This window comes from Halobacillus sp. ACCC02827 (assembly GCF_030291935.1).
Classification (GTDB): Bacteria; Bacillota; Bacilli; order Bacillales; family Halobacillaceae; genus Halobacillus.
This window is the reverse complement of the sequence record NZ_CP128168.1, coordinates 624,613-645,230: the sequence shown is the minus strand read 5'-3', so window position 1 is coordinate 645,230 and position 20,618 is coordinate 624,613. Positions and strand designations below refer to the sequence as shown.

At 48.5% G+C, this 20,618-nt stretch carries 16 protein-coding genes; 11 read left to right on the top strand and 5 right to left on the bottom strand.

Annotation, left to right across the window (positions count from 1 at the left end):
• The first annotated feature begins 43 nt into the window (after positions 1–43).
• The gene (gene metE, locus QRD89_RS03290) at positions 44–2,344 is read left to right on the top strand and encodes a 5-methyltetrahydropteroyltriglutamate--homocysteine S-methyltransferase (protein ID WP_286096317.1); all 2,301 of its coding nucleotides are present in this window, start codon (positions 44–46) and stop codon (positions 2,342–2,344) included.
• Between the two features lie 46 nt (positions 2,345–2,390).
• Here the strand turns inward: metE and QRD89_RS03285 are convergent, their stop codons facing one another.
• Positions 2,391–3,920: a cryptochrome/photolyase family protein gene (locus QRD89_RS03285; RefSeq protein ID WP_286096316.1), complete on the bottom strand. Its 1,530-nt coding sequence runs from the start codon at positions 3,918–3,920 to the stop codon at positions 2,391–2,393.
• An 83-nt stretch (positions 3,921–4,003) separates the two neighbouring features.
• Positions 4,004–4,141, bottom strand: a complete 138-nt coding sequence (locus QRD89_RS03280; protein WP_008633998.1) for a hypothetical protein — start codon at positions 4,139–4,141, stop codon at positions 4,004–4,006.
• A gap of 171 nt (positions 4,142–4,312) precedes the next feature.
• On the opposite strand from QRD89_RS03280, the gene QRD89_RS03275 reads away from it, so the two are divergent.
• The 3 genes from QRD89_RS03275 to QRD89_RS03265 are packed head-to-tail and all read left to right on the top strand — an operon-like array spanning position 4,313 to position 6,623.
• Positions 4,313–4,744 (top strand): type IV pilus modification PilV family protein, encoded by a 432-nt coding sequence (locus QRD89_RS03275; protein WP_008634000.1) that lies wholly within the window; start codon positions 4,313–4,315, stop codon positions 4,742–4,744.
• Positions 4,741–5,163 (top strand): prepilin-type N-terminal cleavage/methylation domain-containing protein, encoded by a 423-nt coding sequence (locus QRD89_RS03270; RefSeq protein WP_286096315.1) that lies wholly within the window; start codon positions 4,741–4,743, stop codon positions 5,161–5,163. Before QRD89_RS03275 ends, QRD89_RS03270 begins: the two co-directional genes overlap by 4 nt.
• 5 nt (positions 5,164–5,168) lie before the next feature.
• On the top strand, positions 5,169–6,623 hold the full coding sequence (locus QRD89_RS03265; RefSeq protein WP_286096314.1) for a DUF7305 domain-containing protein: 1,455 nt from the start codon (positions 5,169–5,171) through the stop codon (positions 6,621–6,623).
• Between the two features lie 77 nt (positions 6,624–6,700).
• On the opposite strand, the gene QRD89_RS03260 is transcribed toward QRD89_RS03265, so the two are convergent.
• On the bottom strand, positions 6,701–8,956 hold the full coding sequence (locus tag QRD89_RS03260) for an ATP-dependent helicase (protein WP_286096313.1): 2,256 nt from the start codon (positions 8,954–8,956) through the stop codon (positions 6,701–6,703).
• 162 nt (positions 8,957–9,118) lie between these two features.
• On the opposite strand from QRD89_RS03260, the gene QRD89_RS03255 reads away from it, so the two are divergent.
• The 5 genes from QRD89_RS03255 (at position 9,119) to QRD89_RS03235 (ending at position 14,344) form a co-directional block, all read left to right on the top strand.
• Positions 9,119–10,618 carry a spore germination protein gene (locus tag QRD89_RS03255; RefSeq protein ID WP_062515483.1) on the top strand — a complete coding sequence of 500 codons (1,500 nt, stop codon included), beginning with the start codon at positions 9,119–9,121 and terminating at the stop codon, positions 10,616–10,618.
• Positions 10,615–11,814: a Ger(x)C family spore germination protein gene (locus tag QRD89_RS03250; RefSeq protein WP_286096312.1), complete on the top strand. Its 1,200-nt coding sequence runs from the start codon at positions 10,615–10,617 to the stop codon at positions 11,812–11,814. Before QRD89_RS03255 ends, QRD89_RS03250 begins: the two co-directional genes overlap by 4 nt.
• Positions 11,798–11,965, top strand: coding sequence for a hypothetical protein (locus tag QRD89_RS03245; protein ID WP_161484932.1), 168 nt, complete (start codon positions 11,798–11,800; stop codon positions 11,963–11,965). The genes QRD89_RS03250 and QRD89_RS03245 overlap by 17 nt, the downstream gene beginning before the upstream one ends.
• Entirely contained in the window at positions 11,965–13,074 is a 1,110-nt protein-coding gene (locus QRD89_RS03240; protein WP_286096311.1) for a GerAB/ArcD/ProY family transporter, read from the top strand. The genes QRD89_RS03245 and QRD89_RS03240 overlap by 1 nt, the downstream gene beginning before the upstream one ends.
• Positions 13,075–13,174: 100 nt before the next feature.
• Positions 13,175–14,344 carry a DUF4317 domain-containing protein gene (locus QRD89_RS03235; protein WP_062515488.1) on the top strand — a complete coding sequence of 390 codons (1,170 nt, stop codon included), beginning with the start codon at positions 13,175–13,177 and terminating at the stop codon, positions 14,342–14,344.
• Between the two features lie 41 nt (positions 14,345–14,385).
• On the opposite strand, the gene QRD89_RS03230 is transcribed toward QRD89_RS03235, so the two are convergent.
• Entirely contained in the window at positions 14,386–15,102 is a 717-nt protein-coding gene (locus QRD89_RS03230) for an ATPase (protein ID WP_286096310.1), read from the bottom strand.
• A gap of 143 nt (positions 15,103–15,245) precedes the next feature.
• On the opposite strand from QRD89_RS03230, the gene QRD89_RS03225 reads away from it, so the two are divergent.
• Positions 15,246–16,421, top strand: a complete 1,176-nt coding sequence (locus QRD89_RS03225; RefSeq protein ID WP_286096309.1) for an iron-containing alcohol dehydrogenase — start codon at positions 15,246–15,248, stop codon at positions 16,419–16,421.
• Between the two features lie 95 nt (positions 16,422–16,516).
• Here QRD89_RS03225 and QRD89_RS03220 read toward each other — a convergent pair whose 3' ends face one another.
• On the bottom strand, positions 16,517–17,818 hold the full coding sequence (locus QRD89_RS03220; RefSeq protein ID WP_353477949.1) for an aldehyde dehydrogenase: 1,302 nt from the start codon (positions 17,816–17,818) through the stop codon (positions 16,517–16,519).
• Positions 17,819–18,290: 472 nt separating this feature from the next.
• Between QRD89_RS03220 and katG the strand changes: the two genes are divergently transcribed.
• Positions 18,291–20,522 (top strand): catalase/peroxidase HPI, encoded by a 2,232-nt coding sequence (gene katG / locus QRD89_RS03215; RefSeq protein ID WP_286096307.1) that lies wholly within the window; start codon positions 18,291–18,293, stop codon positions 20,520–20,522.
• Positions 20,523–20,618 lie beyond the last annotated feature (96 nt).

Genomic DNA, 20,618 nt, shown 5'->3' with positions numbered 1-20,618 from the left:
ATTTTTTTATTGGATTGAAAAACAACTGCAGGAGGAATGGGAAATGAAACAAGCACGAAGTTCAGCAATTGGGTACCCGCGTATCGGGGAGAAACGGGAATGGAAGAAAGCTCTGGAGCGCTATTGGAAGAAAGATACGACAGAACAGGAGCTTGTGGAAGAACTGACTGCCCTCCGACACAAGGATTGGAAGAAACAAAAAGAAGCAGGGCTCGATTTGATTCCGGTCGGTGACTTCAGCTATTACGACCACGTTCTGGATACATCCATCATGTTCGGGATCATTCCCAAGCGTTTTCAGGATACGGAACCTACTTCACTGGAAACGTATTTCAACATCGCCCGTGGCACAGAATCAGCGGTAGCCTCCTCCATGACAAAATGGTTTAATACCAACTATCACTATATCGTCCCGGAAATTGAAAAGGATACAAAACCGGTGCTTCTGGAGAACAGGCCTCTCCGCTATTATAAAGAGGCGAAGGAGCAGCTCGGCATTGATGGAAAACCGGTGCTGCTAGGGCCTGTGACCTACTTGAAGCTTGCCAAGGGTTTTGATAAGCAGCCGTTCGAACAAGTGCTGCAGACACTGGTACCGCTCTACATACAAGTGCTTCAAGAATTGGCCGCAGAAGGAGCAGCTTGGGTTCAAATCGATGAGCCGATTCTTGTTACTGACTTATCGGAAGAAGACCTCCGCTTCGTTCAATCGGTTTATGAGACCATTTCTAAAGAAGTGAGCGGCATCAAGCTTTTGCTTCAAACATACTTTGAAGCGGTGGAAGCTTATGATTCCGTCATTCAACTTCCTGTAGATGGCATCGGCCTTGATTTCGTGGATGATAATGGCCAAACCCTGTCCCAGCTCGCTGAACACGGCTTTCCGAACGATAAAGTATTGGCGGCGGGAGTGATTAACGGCCGAAACATCTGGCGAAACGATTGGAAACACACATGGCAGATCACGGATGCTGTCAGAAAGATCGTGCCGGAAGACCGCTTGATTCTCCAGCCTTCCACCAGCCTGCTTCACGTGCCGGTGACGACCGAATCGGAAACGAAGCTGGCATCTGACCTGAAACAGGTCCTTGCCTTCGCTGATCAGAAACTGGAAGAAACGGTTCTTCTGACGAAGGGCGTCAATCAAGGAAAAGCAATCATCCTGCCGGAGGTGGAGAAACATTCCCGGAACTGGAGGTCCTTTGCGGATTCCGAAGGCCGCTCGAACGAGAACGTACAGCAGGAAGTAAAACGTTGGAAAGACAAACATCCGTCCCGTGCCTCCGAATTTTCCAATCGAAAGAAGGTACAGGAGGAAAAGTTCGCTCTGCCTCTGCTCCCGACAACGACGATCGGCAGCCTGCCCCAGACGACAGAAATCAGAAAGGCCCGCGCCAACTTCCGAAAAGGTGCATGGAGCGAAGAAACATACGATGCATTCGTAAAGGAAAGGACGGCCGAATGGATCGCCAACCAGGAAGAGGTCGGCCTCGACGTCCTTGTTCACGGCGAATTCGAGCGGAATGACATGGTAGAATATTTCGGTGAGAAGCTGAACGGTTTCGCCTTTACGGAATACGCCTGGGTGCAGTCCTACGGCTCCCGCTGTGTGAAGCCTCCCATTATATTCGGAGATGTATCTCTACCGGCTCCTATGACGGTGAAAGAGAGCGCTTATGCACAGTCATTGACCAACAAACCGGTCAAAGGGATGCTGACTGGGCCGATTACCATCCTGAATTGGTCATTCGTGCGGGAGGATATCCCTTTTGCAGAGGTTACGGAACAAATTGCTCTTGCTCTCCAAAAGGAAATCCGTGCTTTAGAAGACGCAGGCATTGGAATGATTCAAGTAGACGAGCCGGCACTACGTGAGGGGCTGCCGCTGAAATCCAATAAACAAGCGACGTACCTTGACCAATCTGTCCGCGCCTTTTTACTTGCGACCGCTGCAGCGGCAGATGAAACGCAAATCCATACGCACATGTGTTATTCGGAATTCGGCAGAATCATTGCCACGATTGACAAACTGGATGCGGACGTCATTTCCATTGAAACTGCCCGCAGCCATGGGGAACTGATTGAAGCTTTCGAAACGTTCGCATACGATAAAGGTATCGGACTCGGCGTTTACGACATTCACAGCCCGCGGATTCCAAGTGTGGAAGAAATGGAACAAAGCATCCGTCGTGCTCTGAAAGTGCTCGATCCACGCCAGTTCTGGATCAATCCCGACTGCGGATTAAAGACACGCGGGATCAAGGAAACACTTGCTTCCCTTCATCACATGCAGCAAGCTGCTCAAAACATACGCGAGCAGCAAAAGACAACCATTCACCAATAATATAGAAGAAACCAAACGGCACACCTTCCATCGGTGTGCCGTTTGGTTATGCCTCAAGTGTCCCTTTCGTCAGCTGCTGCTTAAGGGACGCTGCTTTCTTCTTAATTTCTTTTTTCTTCTCTTCCTCCCGCTTCTGCCATTGACTGTAGATCAATTTCATTCTTGGATTATCCTGCAGCTTATCGGCATGCCTGTCCAGGAAATCCCAATACATCGCGTTGAACGGACAGGCATCATCTTCTGTTTGATGCTTGACGTTAAACTCGCAATGCTTACAGTAATTACTCATTTTCTTAATGTAAGACCCTGAAGAAACATACGGCTTCGTCGACAGCAATCCTCCATCAGCATAAAGAGCCATGCCGAGCACATTCGGAAGGACAACCCAGTCATAGGCATCGACATACATTTCATTGAACCAATCCGATACCGCCTGCGGAGAGATACCGAACAAATTGGAGAAATTCCCGATGATCATCAACCGCTGGATATGATGGCCGTAACCTACATCGATCACAGGACGGATCGCTTGTTCCATGCATTTCATTTTCGGCTTTCCTGTATAAAAAAATGCCGGTAGTTCAGCCTCGTGACCGAGTTCGTTTACAGAAGCGTAGCCGGGCATTTTCTTCACATACACAGCACGCATATATTCCCGCCATCCTAGTATCTGGCGGATGAAGCCCTCCACGGCGTTCAGCGGTGCTTCCCCTGCAGCATAGGCAGCTTCTGCCTTTTCAATTACTTCCTCAGGATTCAGAAACCCTATATTAATAGAAGAAGAAAGCAGTGAATGGGACATGAACGGATCATCCACCAGCATGGCATCCTGATACGTTCCGAATGTCGGGAGCCGCTCATCGATGAATTGATTCAGCTTCTTCAACGCCTCCTTACGCGTCACCGGCCATGGAAATGCATCGAGATTCCCGGGGTTATCACCAAAATCCCGTTCCACTTCCTTTATCACCTGTTTCGTGATGTCATCCGTACGAAAGGTCCTTGGTTTCACAAAATCCGTATCTTCATCCGCAGGCTTCCGATTATCCTGGTCAAACGACCACCTGCCGCCGACAGGATTCCCATCTTCCATCAATATGTCTCTTTCTTTTCTTAACCTTCTATAGAAAGCGTCCTGCTTCCACGGCCCTTCGCCTTTCAGCCGGTCGACTGCTTCCTCTTCTGAGAGCAGGAACAGCGGCTTCTCGGAATGGTAATGAACCGCTACCTCGCCGTTTAGATTGTTTTCCCATTTCTTCAGCGCCCGCTTCATCCTGTGATCGGTTACGGTAGTTACGTGTACTTCATCCGGGTGGTAGCGCTCCCGGTGGCTTTCCCAAGCTTCCGTAAAAGATTCCGCTTTGCGGTAATCGACGGTGAAGCCTTTTTCCTCCAACTCTTCTGCGAAGTGGCGCATGCCGGAGAAGATCAGGACGAGCTTCTGTTTGTGGTAGGACTGCCAAAGGGAACGCGATTTCGCTTCAACCATCAGAATGACGTCGTTTTGCTTGTCCGCTTCGTTCAATAAAGGCAGCTGATGACACAGCTGATTTCCGAAAATCCACCTCGTCTTCATCTCATCACCTCTGAAAGATAAGTACCACAAAAGGTACGTTGTGAATCCTCCCATAAAAAAACCCCGTCACAACGACAGGGATTTCACTCTTTTTCCGACTGCATCCGCTCTGCAAGCAGCTGTTTCACTTCATTGTAGGACCGCCCGGATTCCGCATTAAGACGTTTGACTTTCTCGATGTCCGTTCCGGAGCTTGTTACAGATTTGTGTTCCTCCGACACCGCTCATCACCTCCTCCTGTTAATCTCCGCTGCTGTTCTCGATATTATACATGTAGAACAAAGACTATATGCCTGAATCTAAAGATCCAATGAAACAGATTAAAACCACTCACCAAAACAAAAATATGGTACTATACTCTTAAAAGTCTAATCAAAAAGGAGGCCGGGTAAATGAAGTGGAAAGCACTCCAATCAGAACGTGGTGTCACCCTTCTTGAAATCGTCGTCTCTATGACCATCCTATTCATCGTATTAATCGTTGCTTTCCCTTTGTTCACCCAATCTCAACGGTCCTCTTCCGTATCATCAAACATGCTAGATGCGACTTATATAGCACAGAAGAAGATGGAAGATGTTTATCACTTAAGTACATCGATTCCTTTCCAACAGGTAGAAACGGCGCTCGCCCCTATGAAGCGCATGGCGGAAACAGAAAAGACACTTCAAATGGAAGAAGCCGCTGACGGTTATTACATAGAGCTGACTTTGACGAAACCGGATGGCGGGCTGTCCACCATAATCGTGAAGGTATTCCAGAATTCCGACAAGCAGGATTTGGAAGCGCAGATGGAGACGATCTACCGATGGGAGACAGAGGCATGAAGTCCTTTTTTCGGAAAGAAGACGGTGTCACGCTTGTAGAACTGCTTGCAGCCTTGAGTCTGGCAGGCATCCTCCTCCTCTTGATCAGTAACATCTTCTTCACAAGCCAACATCAATATGAGGTGCAGACAAAACAGATCGATCATGAAGCAGATGTACGCTATGCGATGAATGCCATTACCAAGGCGGTTCGTAAAACCAACGAGGTAAGCATAACGGACGAGCGCTTGAAGACGGATTCGTCCACTTTTGAACTGAACGGTTCCGAATTGTTACAGGATGATTCCCTCCTGGCACAGAACATCGACTCTTTCAAACTGGAGAAAAACGGAGACCAGATCCGTATCACGATCGAGAGCACATCCAACGGACAAGGGAAAACGACCTCTTTGACAACCGCTCTGTATATAAGGGAGTAACCATTATGAATGGAAAACGATTTACCAATGAACAAGGAATGATCTTCGTGTTTGTCCTGATGGTTCTGATGATCCTTTCGATCCTCGGTTTGAGTCTGCTCGGCCTTGTTGCAGGCAATACCAAGATCAGCTCGACGGAGCGGGACCAGCAGTCTGTTTATTACATCGCGGAAGCAGGAGCGGTCCAGCGGCTGCAAGATATGGAGGAAGCCGTCGATTTATCGTACGCTGACGCTGATGACGAACGTTCTTTCTACGAAGTATTAGAAGAGAAGGTGCTGGGGACCGTCGATATTCAATCGTTCACACCTGCTTTTGGGAAACAGCCGGAAGCGGAAGTCACGATAACCAGGGACCAGGAAAATAACCCTGGAAGTTACCAAATCACATCGACAGGGAGGATTGGGGCGCGGACGAGGACAGTCACCCAGTCGGTTCACATCCAATGGCAGGAAAAAGGCGGCATGACCGTACCGAACGCGATGGCCGTCTTCACAGAAGAAACGATTACCTTATCCGGCGGAGCTCTTGTTGAAGGGAATATCGGAACGAATTCAGAAGCGGCAAACACCGTGTCCTTTAATGGTGGGGCGAGCGTAACCGGAGACATTTACGTTCCATCAGGCGCAGAAGATCAAGCAGTCAATGCTCCTGCCTATATGAATATTCCACCACCGATTCCGACTAATACGCACGTTCCGTTCGAGCTGCCCCCCTTCCCGGTCTATCCGGACTATCCGGTTCCTGATGACGAACGTCTTCAAAAGACCGAATGGAACGGCTATGACGTCATCAAGGACGGGAAGCTGAAAATCGACAACTATATTTCTGATGGATACACGCTCCATCTAACAAACGATATCCACTTCAAGGAAATCATCCTTAACAGCAACTACACGTTGACCATTGATGTCGGGGACACGGACAAAGCTATCGTCGTCGACCACCTGAACGTAAAGAACGGACATATAAACATAACCGGCACAGGGAAACTGACTTTATATGTGAAAGATGCGCTTACGATGGGTTCCGGCAGCACCATCAACGAAAATGGTTCCATTGAGCAGCTCGGTGTTTATGTCGCTGATTCCGACGAAGCCCGACGTATTAAACTGGCAGGAAGCCAGAAAATCTTCGGCTCTCTCTATGCGGAAACAGCGGATATAGAATTGACCGGAGGCGGCGGATTTCAGGGACATATTTTTACCGGAGGCGGAAGCTTCATCATTTCCGGGGGAGCGAGAGCTTACGCGTCCCTCCTCTATGCTCCTCATGCGGACTTCCGGATAACCGGCGGGGGTAAGGTCCTTGGTTCTATCTTATCGAAAACGTACCGTTCAGACGGAGGGGGGACGGTGGAATATCAACCGTTCGACATTCCCTCCATCCCGTTCGTACCGGATGGAGACAAGAAGACACCGGACGATCTCCTCACTGCCGGCCCTGTAAGGGAAGCTTAATAAAAAGAAAGAAGCAGAGATACTCCTCTCTGCTTCTTTCCTTTGCTGTCGAACGGTTAAGGTGAGTACAAGGAATCCTATTCTTTCTGCAGGAGCCCGTTCTCCAGACAGAAGGCAAGCATCAGCTCTTTATAACCAGCGCTATGAAACTCAATTCCGATCTGATCTCCTCCATAAGCCTTGATGATCCCTGTCCCGAATTTCTTATGAACAATCCGTCTGCCGATCTCGACCTCATCAAGCGTAAGCAGCCGCTCATCGGATAAGTCAACGTCCGCATGCTTCGGTCTCTTTTTAACAGTCGAACCCCCTGGCTGGATGATTCTGCGGACGTTCATGACGAAGAGCGATTCCGTCACGCGCTCGTTTCCTTTGTAGCTGTATGTCAGCAGCTGCAAGTCCTTCCGCGCTCTCGTCATCCCTACATAGAAGAGTCGGACCGCTTCTTCCATCGGCCCCTGATCCTGACTTCGGTACCGCTCCATGTCATCTTTGGAAGGCACGACCCCGTTGATCAAATCAATCATAAACACCTTGTCGAACTCCAGTCCCTTCGCGCTGTGAAAAGTAGTGAGCGTAAGCGGGCTTGTCTCTTTGTTGAACTTGGACGTTTGAATCAGATGCTCCAATTCTTTCAAGCGATCTGCGAAGCCCTTTAACGACCCGAGGCCCTGAGCAATTTCCTCCAGCGTATCGAGGATCCCGAACAACTGCTCCGCCTGAAACCCGAACTTCTCGACCATTTTCTGCAGGGCATGATCATAGCCGAGCTTTTCACGGATTGTCCGGATTGCTTTGTCCGGTTCCATTTCATTGATGGCGTGGAAATGTTTCTTCGCAAGCTTTAAATTCTTCTCCTGATAAGATGGGATATCGGTGTCAAGAAGCGTATCAAATATGGAACCGCTCCCTGTCCTCTTTAAGTAAGCAACCTGCTTCTTCGATATATATCCGTTAAATTTCGTATGAATCCGCTCCAACACATCGACACGTCCATCGTTGTAAGAAAATCGCAGGAAGTTGAGAATATCTTCGACGACCCAGTGTCTGAAGAACTTGGCGTCGATGTCCTTCATATAAAAGGAAACTCCTGCACGGTCCAGCTTATCCGCCAGTGGGACGGCGGAAGCGTTATTTCGGTACAAGACCGCGACCTCTTCGGCAGAGCCGCTTTTCCTGATTTCTTCCGTCACATAATTCAACTGCTCCTCATAGTTTTTCAACGCTTTAATTTCTACTGGTTTCCCGGAAGGATTCTCTGTGAACATTTCTTTCTGGAAACGGTTCTTGTTGCGCTTGATGAATTGATTGGAAGCTTGGACAATTTCTTTGGAGGAACGATAATTCTGTGCCATCGTCATGACCGTTCCTTCCGGATACGCCTTCTCAAATTGCAGCAGCTTCGTCACGTCAGACCCGCGCCACATGAAGATGGACTGGTCATCATCTGCTACGACACACAGATTGTTCTGCGGTTTTGCCAGAAGTTCGATGATTTCATGCTGCACGACCGAATTGTCCTGACTCTCGTCTGTTAAAAGGTAAGAAAACCTCTGCTGGTATTTCTTCAAGATGTCGTTCTCTTCCAACAGCAGTTGATAGCCGTAAGTCAGCATATCATCAAAGTCGAGCAGCCGTTTCTCTGCGCCTGTCTTCTTAAAACGTTCATACGCTAAGTAAATATCAGACGCATGCTTTACCGTACAGGCGACACTTTCCAGCTCCTTCCCTTCCACCATCCGGTTCTTAACGAAGCTGATATACGTCATAAGTTCATCCATTTCCTCCTCTGTAATCGCAGCCCCGTTCCGCTCTTCAAAGAGGCGCTTCAGAATGAATTTCTTATGAAGAGGAACGTCCGGGCCATCGAAGCCCTTCTTCCATTCTTCCTCGCTGACGCTTCCTTCGATCAATTGAAAGTCCTCGCCCCGCTTCCTGAGAACTTCGCGAACCACCTGATACGCAAAGCTGTGAATGGTTGAGAAATGGACTTTCTGATCCGTCATCCCGGAGAAGAATCGATCGAAACGCTCCGCCATGTCCCTCGCAGATGCTTTACTGAAGGTGACAGCAAGAATTTGTTCCGGTCTCACCCGCTTCTCCAGTAGTAAATAACCGATTTTCATATTAAGGGTCGTCGTTTTCCCTGCCCCTGGGGACGCAAGCAGAAGCAGCGGTCCGTTTGTGTGGGTCACCGCCTGTTTCTGGACATCATTTAAGCGGACGCCCGTCTGTTCTTCCATTCGTGTAAAGAAGTCCATGATCGTGTTCCTTTCTTCTATATACTCAGCAAGAAAAAATAGATGGAAGAAGGCCGAAGTCCCCTCTTCCATCTATTCCTTTCCTCCGTAACAAAAAAGCCATCCTCCATTATAGCTTCTACAGCTCTATACATCCACCACGTATTTTCCTTTATTCGCTCCAAGCTTTATCGTATAGAAACGCTGTATCCCTCCATACTAACCATAATAATGTAAAAGAATGGGAGGGCTACCATGGGTAAAGGACAACCATTAATTCCGGCAGACATCGCAAAGAAAGCGGTAGATAACTATGAGCTTTCCGGTGAATTATTGAAGGATATCCGTCAAATTGAACAATGCCTTGGAAACCCTCTTGACCTGGTCGTCAAAAAATATGCTTTTAAACATAATGCATTTGCTGTTCTTTATATTGATGGAATGATCAACATAGATGATTTGGATGTTACCGTCGTCCTGCCGCTGATGGAGTGGTTCAAAGAGAACAAGTCTCCGGAAGACTTTATGAAAAAGGACTTTCAGCAACACATACAGACACCAAAGAATTTCAGTACGACAGCTGTTTTCTCCAACCTTATCGATCAGATTCTTGTTGGAAACGTCATTCTTCTTGTCGCGGGACGAAAGGATACCTATATCATCGCTGATCAACGAATGCAGACAAGGTCCATTGAAGAGCCAAGCTCACAGTTAATGGTTCGGGGGCCTCGGGAAGGGTTCGTTGAAACCTTGAATATAAACACGACATTGATACGGAGAAGAATTATGAACCCCGCCCTCCGTTTTATGACATTTAAAGTAGGAGAAGTTACGAAAACACCAGTTATTATCGCTTACGTAGAAGGGCTGGTGGATAAGAAAGCGTTGGAAATTGCAATTGAACGGATTTCCTCCGTTAAACCACCGGAAATATATGAATCAGGAATGCTGGAAGAATTGATTGATAACAACCATTACTCTCCTATTCCTACACTGACCAACACAGAACGGCCGGATGTCGTCTGCTCCGCCATCACCGAAGGCAGAGTAGCAATCCTTATGGAAGGGACCCCGTTTGCACTGATCGGGCCGGTTAACTTCATCTCCTTCTTCCAAACGGCTGAAGATTATTATAACCGGTTTGATATGGCTTCGTTTGTCCGGGTTATTCGCTTTTTAGCCTTTTGGGTCGCCTTCACTTTACCGGCCACATACATTGCTCTGACGACTTTTCACCAGGAATTAATCCCGACGGACCTGTTAATCAGTTTGACAGCACAACGGGAGGGTGTCCCTTTTCCAGCATTGCTGGAGGCATTAATTATGGAAACCGTATTTGAGATCCTTCGCGAAGCAGGGTTGCGGATGCCCCGCCCGATCGGCCCTGCGGTATCTATCGTTGGAGCAATCGTTATTGGGGACGCTGCAGTATCGGCAGGGCTCGTATCTCCCGCTATCGTTATTGTCGTCTCTTTGACCGCCATATCAAGCTTCGTGAGCCCCTACTATTCTCTGGCCGGTTCTGTACGGATTTTACGTTTTGTATTGATGATCTTCGCTGCTACTACCGGAGTATTCGGTATGCTTATTTTCACCCTGGCTATGTGTATCCATCTCGTCTCTTTAAACTCTTTCGGAAGACCGTTCATGGCTCCTTTCGCGCCGCTTTCCGTCAGCGGATTGAAGGATACTTTTATCCGTTTCCCCCTATGGTGGTCCAGCCGTAAAAATAAATCCGGGGGGCAGAATCAATGAGAAAAAAACTTCTTCTCCTTTGTATGTTCTTCCTTCTCCTATGCGGATGCAGTGCTCAAAACGAGTTGGATGAGCTGCTCGTCCTGACCGGTATTGGTATCGATGAATCAGAGGATGGAAATGTCAAACTTATCTTCCGTGCCGTCAACCCTCATGGAAGCAAAAGCGGGATGGAGGGAGGAAGCTCGAGTCAGAGTCCGAACTACACCTTCACCAGCGAAGGGAAAAATATCATAGAGGCATTTTCAAACATGCATTCCATTCTCGGCAGACAGCCGTTTTATTCTCATGTGACAGCACTCGTTATTGGAGAAGCGTTTGCGCGTAACAAAGGATTGAAGGATATCGTCAACTATATGGAGCGTCATGATCAACTCAGGGACAGTTACTTACTATTCGTAGCCAAAGAAAGCTCGGCGGAGTCCATCATGAATGTGTTTACACCAATCGAGAATTCTTCCGTCTTTACCATGGAATCCATGTTTAATATTACCGGAGGGGCAAACACGATGGCGGACGGAATCAAGCTCGAAGATTTTATCAAGTGGGTGTACGGTGATGATCGCGCAGGCGCAGCCATGGGAGTCGAGAAGGTCGATACCCATTCATCATCGAATTTGGATACGCTGAATAATATTGATGGGAATTTGAACGCCATTCGTTTGACAAGTCTGGGTATCTTTAATAAAAGCCGTTTGACAGAATGGTTGAGTATAAAGGATACGAGAACATTTGCCTTCTTGACGGATACTGCGAGTTCGTCTGCTCCCTATACGATTGCATGTCCGGAAGGGGAAGGATCCATCAGCTTTCTTTTGAAAGAAAGGAACATAAAAGCCGAACCAAAGTTGGAAGACGGCAGAATTGTTTATCACGTCGATTTGAAGGGCGGCGTCATTCTTGATGGTCTCACCTGCCCTCCATCTCTGGCCAGTCAAGATGGAATATCCAGCTTACAGAATTGGATTAAGGAATCGTTGAAACAAGACTTCCTTGAAGCCTTGGAAAACGCGAAAAGATCGAACCTGGATTACTTTGGAATTAAGAACCACTTGTACCGTAACGACACGAGACAATGGGAGCAAATGAAAGACAACTGGGAACAATTGTATGCGGAAATGGAAATCAAAGTGAACATCCGCATCTTTATGGAATCCCCGGGTGCAAGGGTGGATAACAATGAAGATGAATCTTAAATCAAAGAAAACATGGTGGGTGGCAGGTCTTTGGGTTTTCACGAGTTATTACACCTTTGGATTTCTATCTGATAAACAGCTGTTCCCGATTACCGACTGGTTGAAAGCTGTCTATCTGCCCGTTTATCACACATGGTTCGGAGGTCCATGATGAATACACAAATCACTAAATACCAGCTTTTCAGCATTGTCACCAACTTCATCATCTTCAGCTCGATTCTGATGGCTCCGGCACTTACCGTAACAGCAGCTAAGCAAGATGGGTGGATCTCGATGCTTTTCGCTGTCATCATCGGTGTCCTGTTAAATGCGCTCTACTTGCAGCTGTTGAAAAAACACCAATACCCGACCCTCTTCTCTTTGATCGACCGGTCTATCGGGAAGTGGGTCGGCACCATCCTTAACCTGGTGCTGATTTTTTATGCTTTTCATTTAGCTGCTATGGTGGTCCGTAATCTGAGTAACTTCATGGTTGCAAGTGTCTTTCCGAATGCTCATCCATGGACGTTTCAACTATTAATTTTGTCCCTTTGTATGTTTACTGTCTTCTATGGGATGAACAACTTATTTTTAGTAAGCGAGTTGTTAACCCCTATCATTATCCTGACCGTACTCATATCGGTCTTCCTGGTAATCAAGGACTTTCAATTCATAGAACTCAAACCGATGTTCCACACACCGCCTGGCGACATTTTCGAAGGAACGTATGCCACCCTGGGATTTCCCTTCATCGAATCCCTGCTACTGGGCAATTTCATGCACTATGTCGCTGTAAAAAAAAGGGCCATGACCATTCATCTTGCAGCTATCGGCTCTGCCGGTTTAGTCCTTACAGCAGCTGTCTTCCTTATCGTCGGCAATGACGGTGCCTACATCGTCGCACGGGAAACGTACCCGACGTACTCGGTTCTTCGTGATGTCAAATTGTCGAGCATTATTGAAAGAGGAGAAATATTGATCGCTCTCGCCTGGCTTGTCGGACTGTTCTTTAAAATATCCATCTGTTTCCTTGTCATAATGGCTGGTTTTCAGCACTTGTCCGGCTCCAATAATTATAAGCCCTTCATTCTTCCAACAGCCATTCTCATTTGGGCAATGAGCAACCACCTTCATAAGACCGTTACAGATTTCACAGAATTCGTTACCAGTACCTGGACGTTGTACTGGTTTACTTTCTATTGTGTGTTGATCCTCGTCTTCACCATCGGTCTTTTTCGAACAAAGCCGCCTTCTCTGTCCACTAGTAAAGGAGGGAATTGACCAGTTTCAGCTGGTCTTTTTCCTGTACATCTTTCGTTACCCTGATTAGAACGCTGTGATAAAATAGAGAAATCACAGCCTGATTAGGAGTGGACGTAGGATGGATAAAAAAGATATTGCCGGTATTCGCAGGCAGTTGAAAGTAGAAAATGACCTATTGAAAATATCCGATATTTTCAATGTGTATATTATGAAGGAATCGACGGACATTTATCATCATCAAAGTCAGCCCTTTGATCTGCTCGACCAGGATCAGCAGGAGCTGTTCATGAACAATTTCAAGAAACTGCTGACAGGGCAGCTTGATGAGAAGCTGTTCGAATTGAAGTTTCAGCGTGAAGCGGAAGATCACACCCAGCTCCTTCTCCATAAAGGACTGCTGAGTACGGACGTAGAAGATTGGAAGGCGCAGATGCTGGCCATGACAGAGAAGATGATTCGCGACCGACCGAATGAAAAAGACACCGTCATCACCTTCATTCGAGCGGAATACCGAAAGCCGATGAAGGCAAGGAACGAAGAGGCGGAGGAAAGCGAACGCGATACCGTTTATTCGAACCCCTTCCTCCTCTGCAGCGTCAACCGGACGGAGGAACCGAAGAAAGCGATCCAATTCGACTACATAGAGAAGGAATTTAAATATAAAATCGAAGTGGACCCCGTCATCGATTTGAAGAATCCGATGACCGGCTTCTTGTTCCCATGCATTACAGACGGTGCTGCCGACGTTAATCACATTCTTTACGCAGCCGGTAAAGCCAACGAACCGGACTACACCTTCATCGAGGACGTGTTGAACGGAGAAGAGATTATGACGGCGAAGGAGGATAAAGCCGTATTCGAAGAAGTAATTAAAGATGTTGTCGGAAACCAGCTTAACCCTTCCACTCTTGCAAGCGTCTACGGCGAGATCAACCGCGTCGTCGAAGAGAACGAAGAAGATGAGGCGCCGAAACTGGATTACAGAGACGTTGAGCGTGTCCTATCCCAGAGCGGGGAGCAGGTCGATTCCGAGAAGGTGAAAAGCGCCTTTGAACGAATTACCGACGATGGGGCTTATGAGCTGAAAGCAAGCAGCATCGTGCCACGCTACAAGTCAAAATCGATTAAGATCAACACAAAAGTCGCCAACATATCCATCAGCCCGCAGGACTTGGAATACGTCCGGCAGGTCAACTATAAAGGAAAACGGTGCATCATGATCGAAATTGAAGAAGATGCGGAAATCGAAGGTTTTAAAATGCTTCCGGAAGCATTCGGAGACCAATAAAAAAAAGCACGCCTGCCGTTTCTGCGGCAGGCGTGCTTTTTTCAAGAAACATATAGAGGATGGAACAAACCTTTGCAGCATGCGCGAATCCTCGCTTCTTCCTTCTCTTCATATGTAACGACAAAGCACGTAGCAGGACCGCCTGACTTCTCGATATCCAAATCACAGTGGAAGGAGACATCCGACAAAAGGTTATTGTCCTCCAACAATCCCCTCGTCTCACCGGCAATTCCCTTGGACCCTACAGGAAGCACTTCATAGACCCCGTCCAACTGAAGCAGTTGATCGAACAAATGAAGCGGAGCAATGGATTCACGCTTCGTCCGTACCTCTTCTCCGACCAATGGCTCACCGATAACGGCAAATTTGGCGGTTTTCGGTGTCTTCCTCACTTTCTTACTTTCGTAATTCACCTGTCCAAGAATGGCAATAGCAAAGGCGGACTGAGGCAATGGAAAGTTCGATTCCGTACTCCCTGTAACCGGAAGATGATACCCCGTTTTCTTCCCCAGCTCTTCAATGGCGCCGGAAATCCTCCGCCACCCTTCTCCACCGGAGAAATCGTACAAAATCACCGATACAGGATCAGCACCGACCGCCCTGTTTTCCATATAAGCGACACGGAACAGCGCCTCGGCCACCACTTCATAAGGAGCATTTACCTCATCCGCTTCCTTCTCACCGATAAACGCTGCATTATCCGAGCTGATCACAAGCTCCCGTCCTTCTCCTAAAGGAACAAAACTTACATCCCTCATGCTGCTTCCCCCTTTTATCCCTATCTTCCTAAGTGTACCTTACCACATCTCTGATTCCATCGTCCCTTGTTAGATAATCTTACAAGATTTATACTGGAATCTTTCCTATAGATTATGTCAACTATACAGGAGGTACAAATAATATGAACCATTTCACCTATCACAATCCTACAAAGCTGATTTTCGGAAAAAATCAGCTCGATGCATTGAAACAGGAAATACCTAAGTACGGCAAGAACATTCTCCTCGTCTATGGTGGCGGTAGTATCAAGCGGAACGGCTTGTACGATCAAGTCGTGAAACAATTGAAGGAACTCGATGTCACCATTTCCGAATTGAGCGGAGTCGAACCAAACCCTCGTCTTTCCACGGTAAGAAAAGGAATCGAAATCTGCCATCAGGAGAACATCGACTTCCTGCTTGCCGTCGGCGGAGGAAGCGTCATCGACTGTACAAAAGCAATCGTTGCCGGCGCAGCGTATGACGGAGATGTTTGGGACATCATCAATAAGAAAGTGACAGCTGAGGAAGCCCTTCCGTTCGGAACGGTGCTTACCTTGGCTGCGACCGGTTCCGAAATGAACCCGGATTCTGTCATTACGAATTGGGAGACAAATGAAAAATACGTATGGGGAAGCCCCGGGGTCACCCACCCTGCCTTCTCTATTCTAGATCCCGTCCACACGATGTCCGTCCCGCGCGACCAAACGATCTACGGAATGGTGGACATGATGAGTCACGTGTTCGAGCAATACTTCCACAACGTCTCCAACACGAAGCTGCAGGACCGTATGTGCTTCTCTGTCCTGCAGACTGTCATCGAGACAGCTCCGAAGCTGTTGGAAGACTTGGAAAGCTATGAGCACCGGGAGACGATTCTTTACTCCGGTACCATCGCTTTGAACGGAACCCTGCAAATGGGCTATTTCGGAGACTGGGCTTCCCACACCATCGAGCATGCGGTATCCGCTGTCTATGACATTCCTCACGCCGGTGGACTCGCCGTCCTGTTCCCGAACTGGATGCGCCACGTTGTCGACCATGATGCCGAACGGATGATGCGAGTGATGCTTGCGATGTTCGATATCGATACGACAGGTAAAACCGACAAAGAAATTGCACTGGAAGGTGTCGATAAGCTGAGCGCCTTCTGGTCCAGTCTCGGTGCCCCATCGCGCCTCGCCGACTATGAAATCGGCGAAGACCGTCTGGAAGAAATAGCAGAGATTGCAGCGAAAGAAATGCAGCACGGCGGATTCAGCAACTTCCGCAAACTGAACAAAGAGGACATCCTTTCCATCCTGAAAGCATCGTTATAAAAATGCAGACAAAAGCCATGGCGGATCATTCTACCGCCATGGCTTTTTGTCACGAAAAAAAGGAGGACCAATGAATTGGTCCTCCCGTGCCTTCTTTATTTGTTCGAGCGTTTCAACACACTCTTATAATGAGTGAACGTATCAAAGCTCGCTTTTCCGTGGTACGCGCCCATGCCGCTGTCACCGACACCGCCGAACGGAAGGTAGTGAGACGTCATATGGTTGATGGTATCATTGATCGCTCCACCCCCGAAGGACAGATTGCCGAAGACGTCATCCTGAACCCCTTCATCATCAGAGAACAGGTAAAGAGCGAGCGGTTTGGGACGATCCATAATTTTCTCCACCGCTTCCGGAAGCTCGTCATAGGTCAGCACCGGAAGGATCGGTCCGAAGATTTCATCCTGCATGACCGCATCATCCCAGGAGACATTATCAAGAATCGTCGGCTCAATGAACAGCTGGGAACGGTCAGACCCGCCTCCTGCCGCTAACGTCCCGTTATCCAGGAACCCGTGCAGACGATCGAAGTGTCGTTCACTGACCACGTGAGGGAAAGTGTCCGCAGATACTTCCGTCCCGTAGTTGTTCGTGATCACTTGTTTGATTTTAGCAATGAGTTCATCCTTCACACGGCTGTGTGCAAGCACGTAATCCGGTGCGACACATGTCTGTCCGGCATTAGCATATTTGCCGCGTGCAATCCGTGCGGCCGTTTCATCAAGATCGGCATCCTCGTGCACGATCACAGGGCTCTTGCCGCCGAGCTCCAGTGTCACAGGAGTCAAATGCTTGGCTGCCGCCTCTGCAACGATGCGGCCGACACCGGTACTGCCAGTGAAGAAAATATAATCAAAATTCTCTTTCAGAAGCGCCGTACTTGTCTCTACTTCCCCTTCCACGACACGAAGATAGTCCTCGTCAAAATGGTCGTTGATCAAGGCTGCAAGCAGATGCGACGTGTTCGGTGTCAGCTCGGATGGCTTCAATACGGCTGTATTCCCTGCAGCGATCGCTCCCGCCAATGGGTTCAATGCAAGCTGGAACGGATAATTCCAAGGCGCAATGACAAGGGCCGCTCCATATGGATCAGCCATAATGAAGCTGGACGCTCCCTCATGCGTCGCAGGCGTAGGAACTTCCTCCGGCTTCGTCCAATCCGACAGGTGCTCGAGCATGAAGTCGATTTCCGATACAACGAGACCGATTTCCGCCCGTTTCCCCTCTACTTCCGGTTTATTAAGATCCGCTTTCAGCGCATCAAGAATGTTCTGCTCGTTCGCTGTGACGAGGTTCTTCAATTTATTCAACGCCTGTTTACGGAATTCAACGGACTTCGTCTGTCCTGTCCGGAAAAAGGCTTTCTGTTTTTCAAGCAGTGATTGATAGTTTTCCATGATGTATTCTCCTCTCATCATTCTATTCAAAGGCAGCCGGTTCCAGCCGCCTCGTTTTGTGTGAATGACCAACAGAGCGTGGTCTTTGGTGTGCGCCATTAAAGATACGCCTCCTCAGGTAAATGGTCAAACCATTTGTTTCGGAAGGCGAAAGAGTAAATACCAACCATATCTCAGTTGAGAACCATTCCATACCCAACCAAAGTAACGAGCAGCTTTATTAAAAAATGTAAAAGATACTTTCTTTTCTGATAGTTTGTTAGAATGATAGTAACAACACATACTGCATTTACTACACAAACCTTTCAACCGCCTTGATAAACCCTTCCCTTGTCTACCAATCCTGTTATACTCTCAATTTTTTTCTGAATGTCAGAGGTTCTTTCTTTTATTTCTATTCTCTTTTTATTATAATTATAATCTGAGATTAGTTTTAATTATGTTTCTATTATATAGAGGAGGAGATTTGAACATGGATAAGAACGAAATGCACGACAGCAAAGCTGGCAAGTGTCCGGTATCTCATGGCAAAACGCAGGAAGAAAACGCCGTTACAACGACGAAAGTCGGTACGACGAATAAAGACTGGTGGCCGAACCAGTTGAACCTGCACATCCTTCGTCAGCACGACACGAAGACGACACCGATGGGAGAAGACTTCGATTACGCAGAAGAATTCCAAAAATTAGATTACGATGCACTCAAACAGGACCTTCATAACCTGATGACCGACAGCCAGGATTGGTGGCCGGCCGATTACGGTCACTACGGCCCCCTCTTCATCCGTATGTCCTGGCATGCGGCAGGAACATACCGTACCGGAGACGGCCGTGGTGGTGGAGCAACCGGGAACCAGCGCTTCGCACCGTTGAACAGCTGGCCTGATAACGCCAACCTCGATAAAGCCCGCCGCCTGCTCTGGCCGATCAAACAGAAGTACGGCAACAAAATTTCCTGGGCAGACCTGCTCGTCTTGACCGGTAATGTAGCTCTTGAATCCATGGGATTGAAAACGTTCGGGTTCGGCGGCGGTCGTGAAGACATCTACCATCCGGAAGAAGACATCTACTGGGGTACGGAAACAGAGTGGCTGGGTGACAACCGCTATTCCGGTGATCGTGAACTGGAGAACCCGCTCGCAGCTGTACAAATGGGACTGATCTATGTAAACCCGGAAGGACCGAACGGCAAGCCGGATCCTTTGGCAAGCGCCCGTGACATCCGCGAAACGTTCGCACGAATGGGAATGAATGACGAAGAAACTGTCGCTTTGACAGCAGGCGGACACACCTTCGGTAAAGCCCACGGTGCCGGTGATGCCGAAGCACACGTCGGCGCTTCCCCTGAAGCCGCAGACATCGAAGATCAAGGCTTAGGATGGAAGAGCACTCATGGCAGCGGAAAAGGCCGCGATACAATTACGAGCGGTGTCGATGGTGCCTGGACAGCAAATCCTACGCAGTGGGACAACGGCTATTATGACTTGCTGCTCGGATATGATTGGGAACTGACGAAGAGTGCAGCCGGTGCCTACCAATGGAAGCCGGTCAATCCCAAAGAGGAACACCTCGCCCCGGACGCGGAGGATGCTTCCATTAAGGTGAATACGATGATGACGACGGCTGATATGGCACTCCGGGAAGACCCTGAGTACTTGAAGATTTCCCGCCGATTCCATGAAGATCCGGAATATTTCGCTGACGTCTTTGCACGCGCATGGTTCAAACTTCTCCACCGTGACATGGGACCGAAAGCCAGATACCTCGGCCCAGAGGTACCTGATGAAGACTTGATCTGGCAGGATCCGGTACCGGAAGCCGACTATGAACTATCCAGTGCAGAAACAGCGGAGTTGAAAGAGAAAATTCTTCGATCCGGACTGACGACGAGCGAGCTCATTACGACGGCCTGGGCTTCCGCAAGCACCTTCCGTGGATCAGACAACCGCGGGGGCGCCAACGGAGCACGCATCCGGCTTGAGCCTCAGAAGAACTGGGAAGTGAACGAGCCCGAACAGCTGGATCACGTCCTCTCCGTTTACGAAGATATCCAAAAAGACTTGGATAAGAACGTCAGCCTTGCTGATTTGATCGTCCTCGGAGGAAGTGCGGCGGTAGAAAAAGCAGCCAAAGAATCCGGCTTCGAAATCACCGTTCCGTTCGCCCCGGGGCGCGGCGATGCTTCCCAGGAACAGACAGATGTCGAAAGCTTCGATGTGCTGGAGCCGATGGCAGACGGGTTCCGTAACTATGAGAAGAAGCGCTATACGCTGAGCCCGGAAGAGCTGCTTGTCGACAAAGCCCAGCTCCTCGGACTTTCCGCACCGGAAATGACGGTTCTCGTCGGCGGCATGCGCGTCCTCGGCGCGAACCACGGCGGTACAGAGCACGGCGTATTCACCGACAACGTCGGCACACTGACGAACGACTTCTTCGTCAACCTTCTCGACATGGGCATCGAATGGAAGCCTGCCGGATACAATGAATACGAAGGACGCGACCGCATGACCGGTGAACTCGTTCGGACAGCGACCCGCGTCGATCTCGTCTTCGGATCCAACTCTGTTCTACGCTCTATCGCAGAAGTCTACGCGCAGGATGACAGCAAAGAAAAATTTGTCCAGGACTTCGTGAACGCCTGGGTCAAAGTCATGAACGCCGACCGTTTCGATTTGAAGAAGAAGAAAAACCTCGCCTATAACTGATAGGATCCCCCCCCTGAAAGCATCGCGCTTTCGGGGGTTTTTTCAATCATTTCCCCTATACGAAAGAACCATCCCCTTCTTTTTTGATATAATTCC